The following is a 4,136-nucleotide window of genomic DNA, read 5'->3' as shown; positions in this document are numbered from 1 at the left end:
GGTGGTTCACTTTTGATATTCCATCATCCCGGAAATTTACCGAGCCACCTGTGCATATTTGTCAAAATTGGAATCCGTCAGAAATCCACTCAGGTCGGTCATTCTGGGGACCTGACGGTAGCCTGGATCAAAACACGACTCCATCGAGCGAATCCGCACAGGTAACGGGCAGAGACATGGCAGGCGTCCGGTCCGGGATCTTCGACGACACCGTTGAATTCCCGGACGCCCCGTTTCGTTTGTTCTTTGTGGATTTTTGAACAGTGTTCCGGATCGCGGCTTCGACGATGCGACTTGCCCGATCACCTTTAAGCCGCCTTTTACGGAGCCCAAGATCCCGGTGGCGAATCCCATGATCCGGTGGCGCGCCATGTGCCGACGGGAAACCCTCGGCCGGTGGAAACTGGCACGACGCCGCTGACATCACTCGATGACGGCGATTGCGTCGTCGCTGCGATGGGCGGATCCAGCGTTCTTGAAATGACAATCGGTGTGTCTCAATCACTTCAGAGAACGGGCGATGCTGCTTTTACCCTATGAGATGGATGGTGGATTTGACGAGATGTTCGCTCCCGACGGCAGACCCAGGGCCAGCGGCGAACGTTTTGTTCGGCGACTGGAAGCCCTGGCCGAAGGGAACCTGCGCGAGCGACAGAAATCGGCGGAACTGAATCTGCAAAACATGGGCATCACGTTCAACGTGTATAGCCATCAAGCCGGCACCGAAAAGGTCTGGCCATTTGACCTGCTGCCTCGAATCATCGACGCGGAGGAATGGTCGATGATCGCGAAGGGGCTGGAACAGCGGATTCGGGCGCTCAATCAGTTTGTCGATGATATCTACAACGATCAAAAAATCATCAAAGACAAAGCCGTCCCGGAATCGTTGATTGCGTCGTCCAAGACGCTTCGCAAACAGTGCGTCGGTCTTCAGCCGGCACAACGTGTGTGGTGCCACATCACCGGCGTGGATTTGATTCGTGACGCCGACGGTCAACTGTATGTGTTGGAAGACAACATGCGTTGCCCGTCGGGCGTTTCGTACGTGCTGGAAAATCGCGAACTCATGAAACGAACCTTCGCGCACGTCTTTGAGGGGATGTCGGTCGAACCGATCGAAGAGTATCCGGAGCAGTTGCTGAAAACACTTCTGGACTGTGCCCCGACGGGTGTATCGGATCCGGTCGCGGTGTTACTGACACCGGGTGTTCACAATTCGGCCTACTTTGAGCATTCCTTTCTGGCCCAGCAAATGGGAATCGAACTCGTCCACGGTTCGGATTTAATTGTCAAGGACGGATTCGTCCACATGATCACGACACGCGGGCTCAGGCGAGTCGATGTGATCTACCGCCGCATCGACGACGATTTCTTGGACCCCGCCCACTTCCGCGCCGATTCGTGTTTGGGAGTCAAGCATCTGATGGACGTTTATCGTGCCGGCCGTGTGTCCTTGGCCAATGCACCGGGAACCGGCGTTGCCGACGACAAGGCGGTGTATGCGTACGTGCCGGACATCATTCGTTACTACTTTGGCGAAGACCCGATCTTGCCGAACGTGCCGACGTTCCTGTGCGACGATGACAAACAACGTGAACATGTCTTGTCCCACCTGGATCAATTGGTCGTCAAACCGACCAATGAGTCGGGTGGCTACGGCATCTTGATGGGCCCACACGCCTCGGCCAACGAACGGGCCGAGTGTGCCGAAGCAATCCAGAAGAATCCACGTGACTGGATCGCACAACCGATGTTGAATCTGTCGACCGTGCCCACCCTGGTCGGCGACGAATTGAAACCCCGTCATGTCGACCTCAGGCCGTTCGTCCTCTGCGGCAAAGACGTCTACGTGATGCCCGGCGGACTGACGCGGGTCGCTCTTAAAAAAGGTTCGATGATCGTCAACTCGTCGCAGGGTGGCGGCAGCAAAGACACGTGGGTGTTGCGCAACGGCGCGACGGCTCAGCCAAATCCAGTCTCGAACACGAAGGAGTCGCCATCATGCTAAGTCGAGTCGCAGAAACCGTTTATTGGCTCAGCCGATACGTCGAGCGGGCAGAAAACATCGCACGATTCATCGACGTCAATTACAACCTGACCCTCGGCGAAACCGAATCGCTGAGCAAGCAGTGGACACCGCTCTTGGAAACCACCGCGGACCAGAACGAATTCGTCAAACGATACGACAGCCCCACACGCGAAAACGTGTTGCAGTTTTTGTCCTTTGACGAAGAAAACGGCAATTCGATGATCAGTTGCGTCGCCAGGGCTCGCGAGAATGCCCGGACCATTCGCGAAGTGATTTCGAGTGTGGTTTGGGAGCAACTCAACACGTTTCACCTGTTGGTCCAAGCCGCCGGGCACTCGCCCAAGACGCTGGAGCAACCGCAAGCGTTCTGTGAACAGGTTCGCTTGACCAGCCATTTGTTGGTCGGCGCGATGGACGCCACCATGTCGCATGACGAGGCCTGGCACTTCTCACGCTTGGGCAGGATGATCGAACGCGGTGACAAAACATCACGTCTGCTGGACGTGCAGTATTACAACCTGTTGCCCGACGGCGGCAACGTCGGTTCCTCGCTGGACGTCGTGCGTTGGTCGGCACTGCTGCGTTCGGCCAGCGCCCTGGAATCGTATCGCCGATTGCGAGGCAAGATCGTCCCGCAACGCGTCGCCGAATTCCTGATGTTGGATCGCAAGTTCCCCAGAGCGATGCATTTCGCCGCCATGCGGGCACGCGATTCGATGCGGGTGATCACCGGCAGCGAGCTGAACTCCTACTGCTATCACTCCGAACAGCTGCTCGGCCGTCTCTGCTCCAGTCTCGACTATGCGGTCATCGATGACATCCTGCAAGACGGACTGCACGAATACATCGACCAATTCCAAAGACAGCTCAATACGATCGGCCAGGAAATCCACGAAGACTTTTTCTCCGTGGAACGATTGAACGCATCGCCGGACGCATCGGTGATGACGTAAATTCTGGTCGTTCACGCAAGCTGGACGCGCCCGCAAGCGGGCCGACGACGCAAGCTGGACGCGCCCGCGAGCGGGACGACGACGCAAGCTGGACGCGCCCGCGAGCGGGCGGATGACGCAAGCTGGAAGCTTACGCCACTCGGGTTACAAACGGGCCAAGTGTTTGTCGGCGTCGCCGAAGCGGTCCAGCTGAACGCCCATGCGATCCATGATCGACAAGTACATGCTGCACAGCTTTCGATCGTGATCGTCCTGGCCGACGTAGTCGAGCACGCGTCCGGTTTCGAGCGTGCCGCCCAAGCCGCCGGTCAACAGCACGGGGACCTTGCTGGAATCGTGGGCATTGCCCGACCACATGCTGGAAATGAACAACAAACACGAATGGTCCAGCACCGTCCCGCCGGCTTCCGGCATCGCGTTCAACCGTTCGGCCAAGTAGGCGTATTGGCTACAGTAGTACCGTGAAATCCGTTCATACTCGTCGGACAGATCGTTGTGCGAGGCCGAGTGGTGCGTGCTCTCGACATTCAGGAAGGGATAAAACAGTCCCGACAAATCGCGATTGAGCAGCAACGATGCGACACGTGATTTGTCGCTCTGGAACCCGATCGCCACGATGTCACACATCAACCGCATGTGCTCGCGAATGTCCTCGGGCAATCCGTCATCGGGCCGCTGCATCGTGGCCAGCGGCTTGCCGCGGTCGTTGGCCCGTTGCCGTGCTTTCTCTCGGGCGGCTCTCATCGACGCGGCTCGTTTTTCCACCTCACGAACGCTGCTCAAGTATTCATCTAACTTGACCTGATCGCTCTTGCTAACCCGCCGGCTCAACGACGCCGCCTCTTCCCCCACGCGGTCCAAAATGCTTTCGTCGCGACGGCTCCCCCGGTTGTCGAACAAACTGTCAAAGGCCAGCGACGGGTAGACTTCCATCGGCACCGGCGACGTCTTGTTCTGCCACGAGATGTGCGAACTGTAGGCCATCGAAAAATTCGTTTCGTGATACCCTGTCACGGGCTGTTCACAACCGAGCACCAGACTGGGCACGACCGTTTCCTCCTGGAAATGATTCGCCAGCACCTGGTCCATGCTGATATCGCCGCGCAGCTCCGAACCCTTCTGCAGCGACGCCCCGGAAAGGATATTGCCGGTTT

The 4,136-nt window shown here is 57.5% G+C and carries 4 protein-coding genes; 3 read left to right on the top strand and 1 reads right to left on the bottom strand.

What is annotated here, in order from left to right:
• The 3 genes from ABX749_RS24405 to ABX749_RS24395 form a co-directional block, all read left to right on the top strand.
• The coding region (locus tag ABX749_RS24405) for a hypothetical protein (RefSeq protein WP_372898288.1) at window positions 1-260 on the top strand (260 nt) is incomplete at its 5' end.
• A gap of 260 nt (window positions 261-520) precedes the next feature.
• On the top strand, window positions 521-2,008 hold the full coding sequence (locus tag ABX749_RS24400) for a circularly permuted type 2 ATP-grasp protein (protein ID WP_372898287.1): 1,488 nt from the start codon (window positions 521-523) through the stop codon (window positions 2,006-2,008).
• The gene (locus ABX749_RS24395) at window positions 2,002-2,982 is read left to right on the top strand and encodes an alpha-E domain-containing protein (RefSeq protein ID WP_145216543.1); all 981 of its coding nucleotides are present in this window, start codon (window positions 2,002-2,004) and stop codon (window positions 2,980-2,982) included. Before ABX749_RS24400 ends, ABX749_RS24395 begins: the two co-directional genes overlap by 7 nt.
• A gap of 144 nt (window positions 2,983-3,126) precedes the next feature.
• Here ABX749_RS24395 and ABX749_RS24390 read toward each other — a convergent pair.
• Window positions 3,127-4,136, bottom strand: a 1,010-nt coding sequence (locus ABX749_RS24390; protein ID WP_372898286.1) for a DUF1552 domain-containing protein, incomplete at its 5' end; no start/stop codon positions are given.

This window comes from Stieleria sp., from assembly GCF_041595215.1.
Lineage (GTDB): Bacteria > Planctomycetota > Planctomycetia > Pirellulales > Pirellulaceae > Stieleria > Stieleria magnilauensis.
This window is presented reverse-complemented; position numbering and strand designations above follow the sequence as displayed.

Bases quoted from the DNA above. Each gene is read 5' to 3' on its own strand.
- ABX749_RS24400 (WP_372898287.1), top strand. From the start codon at position 521: ATGCTGCTTTTACCCTATGAGATGGATGGTGGATTTGACGAGATGTTC.
- ABX749_RS24395 (WP_145216543.1), top strand. From the start codon at position 2,002: ATGCTAAGTCGAGTCGCAGAAACCGTTTATTGGCTCAGCCGATACGTC.